This window comes from Dethiosulfatibacter sp. (genome assembly GCF_983023055.1).
The window spans coordinates 1-5,445 of sequence record NZ_CEZJXU010000136.1; the positions used below are offsets into that span (position 1 = coordinate 1).

General features: G+C 36.2%; 4 protein-coding genes. All 4 read left to right on the forward strand.

The features are described 5' to 3' along the window. Positions 1 to 166: 166 nt before the first annotated feature. Genes AC3AX0_RS06240 through AC3AX0_RS06255 form a run of 4 tightly spaced genes read left to right on the forward strand, consistent with a single transcriptional unit; the run spans position 167 to position 5,362 of the window. The gene (locus AC3AX0_RS06240; RefSeq protein ID WP_487549443.1) at positions 167 to 1,924 is read left to right on the forward strand and encodes a TolC family protein; all 1,758 of its coding nucleotides are present in this window, start codon (positions 167 to 169) and stop codon (positions 1,922 to 1,924) included. 39 nt (positions 1,925 to 1,963) lie between these two features. Next, positions 1,964 to 3,088 (forward strand): HlyD family secretion protein, encoded by a 1,125-nt coding sequence (locus tag AC3AX0_RS06245; RefSeq protein WP_487549444.1) that lies wholly within the window; start codon positions 1,964 to 1,966, stop codon positions 3,086 to 3,088. Continuing rightward, positions 3,088 to 4,269 (forward strand): ABC transporter permease, encoded by a 1,182-nt coding sequence (locus tag AC3AX0_RS06250; RefSeq protein ID WP_487549446.1) that lies wholly within the window; start codon positions 3,088 to 3,090, stop codon positions 4,267 to 4,269. Before AC3AX0_RS06245 ends, AC3AX0_RS06250 begins: the two co-directional genes overlap by 1 nt. Further along, entirely contained in the window at positions 4,220 to 5,362 is a 1,143-nt protein-coding gene (locus AC3AX0_RS06255) for an ABC transporter permease (protein WP_487549445.1), read from the forward strand. The genes AC3AX0_RS06250 and AC3AX0_RS06255 overlap by 50 nt, the downstream gene beginning before the upstream one ends. Positions 5,363 to 5,445 lie beyond the last annotated feature (83 nt).

A 5,445-nucleotide genomic window follows, 5' to 3' on the forward strand; every position in this document is an offset into this window, starting at 1 on the left:
AATTGTCATTGAAAAGAGTGATGGTGAAACTATTGGTCATATTGAACAATTAAATAAAATATCAAAAGAAGCAGAAATACATATTTTGTAGTGAGGATAACACCGTATATGCGGATGACGAAGCAATAATGCTTTGTACACAAAGAAATAGGAAAGGAAGAACTAGATGAATTTTAAGAAAATAGTATCATACATATGTGTAATAATGATAGTTGTATCATCCTTTAGCACAGTAAATGCCGTATCTGTGTCTACAGAAGATATAGAACTGGCACCATACGAACTACCTGAGTTTATAGCCGGGTATTTTGATGATATCGATATTGCAGGTGAGATTGATGAAGAAGAACAGGAAACTGAAGACGAAGAACTGGTTCCAGGATTAGTTGGAATGACCGTTGACGAAGCGGTTGCATATGGACTGGAAAATAATAAGAATATTGGTCTTCTTGATAATGCTATAGATATTGCCCTTGTAGCTGTAAGATATGCAGAGGGTAATATTGAAGACCTTGAAGATGCCGAAGAACAATTGAGTGATGCAGAGAGTGATTTGTTTGATTTAGGTGTTGCATTAGATCAGAATCAGGATGATCTTGATGATGCATACTATTATTTGTCATTGGGAAAATCGCCTGTAAAGATAACCTACAATGATATTTATAAGTATGTTGATAATAATATGCTTGATATGCTTGCGCATTTGGGAATATCAGGTGATGATGTTGTGCTGTCAACGGGAGCTAATATACTACAAACACTTGAATATATGCTTAAAAATGTTGGGTTTTCTGATACTGATGCTGCCAGTGCTGCTGCAAAATATTATGATAATGTTTATTCAATTATTAAAGCAAAACTTGACGCAAGTCAGGATATACTTGATGAATATAATGTTGCTATGGATGAGGCTCAAGCTACTTTCGATTATAATCAGGACCGGTTTGAATCGGTACTTGATGATGTGTCTGACAAGCTTGATGCCAAAATTAACTATAGCAGTGTTATTCAACTTGAAACCGATGATGCCGTGGATTTAATGATTACCATGGCAGGAGTAAATCTTGATGTCACAAGATATGCTAAGGGAATTTACAGGAACCAAATAGCAATGCTTATTCAGAAAAACTATTATGATGCGCTCTATGCTGAAAAAATGCTGAAACTTAAAACCGTAGCCATGGAAAGAGGAGAAACACAATACAATCTTGTTAATCTTTCCTATGAAAATGGAATGAAGGCAAAGGATGATATGTTGCTGGCAAAGATGTACTATGACAGTACCAAAATCGCATATAGACTTGCACAGGCAACATATAGGAATGCCATTTATGAGTTGAAAGAAAATATGAATATGGAAATGAATGCTGAAATAGTACTTGTGGATTCAATGATTCAGGAAGTAAGTGAGGAAGTTTTGGAAGATGGTATCAAATCTGGACGAACAAATAGAATTGAAATCCAAAAGACTTTGGGTCAGTGGATGGTATACAAGCTCAATGAAGATATATTGAATTCATCCAAAGAGTATGAGTATAAAGAAAATTCAATTGAGGAAGCAAAGCTTCTTGTAGAGGGAGCAAAACTACAGCTCGAAAAAATAAAAACCATGATTGATTCAGAGATATGTCAATCATATGAAAATATGGATGCAGCAGGTGATATGCTTGAAATGTCCACAGGATTAATAGCAAATGCTGAAGAGGTAGTATCAATAGCAAATCTGAAATATGAGCAGGGTTTTGGAGCGGAGAATTCACTTCTTAAGCAAATGAATCTTGAATCAAGTTCGGGAACAATAATTGAATTAATAGCAGCGCAGGAGAACCTTGCAGATATTGAAGCATCAGTTGCAAGAATAAAATACAGCTATACTATGGCAAAAGTGAAATATATGAATGATGCAGGAATTCTTGTTTACTAGAAGATTATCTTAAACTCATAAAAGGAAGGTTTATTAAAAATGGAAGATAAAACAAATATCGTTGAGAAAACAAAAGACATCGAGAAAGCAAAAAAGAAGACTGACTCAAGTTGGTTTGGTAAAAATATAAACAAGATAGTTATAGGTGTAGTTGTTGTTGCAGCAGCAGTTGCAATAATAGCAACTTCTAAGGGCATCAATGGTGAAAGTGCGCAAAAGGATGTATTCCAGGGAATAGTTGCTGCAAAGGATGTAAGCATAAATACTAAAATTCCGGGAAGAATAGAAGTTGTTAATGTATCAGAAGGTCAAAATGTTAAGGCTGGAGATGTCATTCTAGAAATATCCAGTGATGAACTTCAAGCAAAAGAACAGCAGTTGCTGGCGGTTGTAGAACAAGCCAAGGCAGGAGTGGAGGCTTCTACAAGTCAGAGAGATATGGCAAAGGCAGTAAGTGAAATGGCGGAAAATGGAGCGAGAAACCAACAGGTAGTTCAGGCTGAGAGCGTATACACTCTATGGAGTTCCACATATAACAGAGCTAAAGTGTTATATGACGGTGGAGCAATATCTTTGCAGAAACTTGAAGAAATAAGAACCCAAAAAGAAGTATATGCACAGACACTTGATATGGCAATTGAAGGAGCTAGAATAGAACAGAAGGATGCTGCAAATGCTCAACTTGCTATGGCTGAAGCAGGTCTTGTAGCGTCAAAGGCTAAACTTGATCAGGCTGAGGCTGGACTCGGCGAAGTTAGAGTATACCTTGAAGATACAGTAATCAAGTCATCAATCGATGGAGTAATGACGTCCATAAATGTTGATGAGGGAGAACTTGTATCAACTGGAATGTCTTTAGCTACTGTGAGCAATCTTGATACATGCTGGGTAACAGTAAATGTTGATGAAGATGAAATTTCAGAAATAATGGAAGGACAGGAAGCTAAGGTTGAATTGCTGGCATTTAAAGATAAAGAATTTATAGGAAAGGTAGCTACAGTTAATAAGCAACCTGATTTTGCAGTAAAGAAATCAACATCTGAAAATGGTAATTTTGATATAGTTTCTTTCGGGGTGAAAATTGAAATTGAAAATAATGATGAATTTTTCAGACCAGGAATGACTGCAGTTGTTGACTTTTTAGGACAGGAAGTGACTGAGTGATGATTAAGTCTTTCAAGGAAGAAATCAAGATCCTTGTAGAAGGAAAGACAAATATTGTAGTTCTGTTTATATTACCGCTAATAGTAGTGCTAATTCTTGGAGTTGAATTATCTGGAGAAGTTCTTAAGGATATTCCAATAGTAGTGGTTGACCATGATGGGTCATCATTTAGTATGGAGTTGGCACAACAGTTTGATTCTAATGAAACATTCGACGTGAAATATCGGGTAGATAGCAATGAAGAACTTGAAAAATTAATTCGAAATAGCAAGGCTAGAGCAGGGATCATAATACCGGAAGGTTTTTATGACGATATAATGGGTCTTGAGTCACCATCAATAGCCATGATATATGATGGAAGTAATATGTCTGTAACCAGTGCAGCCAAAGCCAAGGCAACGGAAATACTTTTAACATATAAGGCGGGAATAACATCCAAGCAGTTAATGGCAAGACTTGGGATGTCCTATGAGGACTCCCTCGAAACAGTCCAGGGATTTATATTTAGAAGTAAAACCTTATATAATCCTAGCAAGAGCTTTCAGAATTTTCTAACACCCATGCTTGTAGCAGGAATAATACAGATAGCAATTGCTCTGTGTGCTGCTACATCTATAAAGCATGAAATATTAAATATGGATAAAAAGGAAAGGCTGGGATATGCTGCAGGAAAGGTAATGTTTTTTACTTTTATTGGAACGGCCATGTATATAATATGTACGGCACTCCTTGCAAAAGTAATTAAAATTCCATTTAGAGGCAGTATGAGGGATGTTATTTTAATATCTTTTAGTCTATGTTTTGCAGTAGCATCTTTTACTGTATTGATTTCAGCTGTAATCAAGAAAAAAATGGTAGCACTTGTAGGAGCTGGACTGTTTATTATACCGAATTCCATGATGGCCGGTACTACATGGCCATTGATATCAATGCCGTCAGGATATCACGCTTTTGCAAATTATATACCTTTTGTTCATTTTGTTGATAATTACAGAAACATTTTTCTCAAAGGTTCAATGATTGGTGAAATGACAGATGATCTTGTATATATGTTTTGTTTTGGGGCAGTATTCCTTGTTCTTGCAGAGATTGTAGTTATATTTATGGAGACTGGAAAGGAGGATTCTGACAATGAAGATATTTCTGAAAACGTTCAAAAAAGAGTTTCGGTCGATATTTGATTATGCAGGTACGATGATTCTGCTCTTCATTGGACCGGTTTTTCTAACAATGTTCTTCGGAGGAGTATATGTAAATGACTATGTAAATGACATACCTATTGCAATAGTTGATGAAGACGGATCTGGCTTAAGTAATATGATATCCGGAAGTTTTCTTTCCAATGAGAGGTTTGATGTCAAATACTATCCTGAAAACAGGCAGGAGTTGGAGCAGCTGTTATACGATGGAGAGGCTCAAATGGGTATTGTTGTACCTGAAGGATTTGAGTCAGGAGTATCTATTGGAAATCCAAAAGAGATACTGGTAATAATGGACGGTACGAATTTAGTTGTATCCAATAATGCATATGCGCAGGCCGCAGTAATAATACAGACAATAGCAGCAGGTGTTGAAATTAAGGTTATTGAGGCAAAGGGAGTTCTTCCACAGATTGCTAAAAATTTAGCCTTGTCATTGAATATTGGAGAGAGAATTCTATATGATTCCAAGATGAGATATATGAATTATCTTATAGCCTGTTATTTGGCTATATTTTTCCAGCAACTAATGATGTCATCCATGGGATCAAAGTTTATCAGGGGAAAAGATTATCTAAGCACAGGTAATACTGCACAAAAGGCTTTGGCAGTTACAGCTTCCTGCATGGTAGGAATTATGCCGTCAATGCTTCTTGGATTGGCTGGAATCAAGTATGTTTTCCATGTACCTGTTAGAGGAAGTTTATTTACAGTAGCTTTGTTGACTTTGATGTTTGCATTTGCCATTACAGGATTATCAATGATACTGGCATCATTTACAAAAGATAGAGTTGAGTATACAAAAGTATCATTTATGCTTTCACTTCCTACCTTTGTAGCAGCAGGGTGCGTATGGCCAATAGAACAGATGCCATATGCATTAAGAATAATTTCAAGTGCTGCATGGCCATTAATTGGATATGCTAAAAATGTCCAGGAAATATTTATCAAGGGAAAGGAATTTGGTGCAGTAGTACCCGATATCATGTACATGTTTGTCTTTGGATTAGTATGGCTGTTTATTGGTGTTAAAAAATATGAAAAGACATTTTCTAGTGAAACTAAGCTTGACTAAACACCCTCGGGGGGTATATATAAGCCAATCAGTATGTGATAAATCCCCATTTTGCCCTGTAAAGAGGATATGTCCCGCGAAAG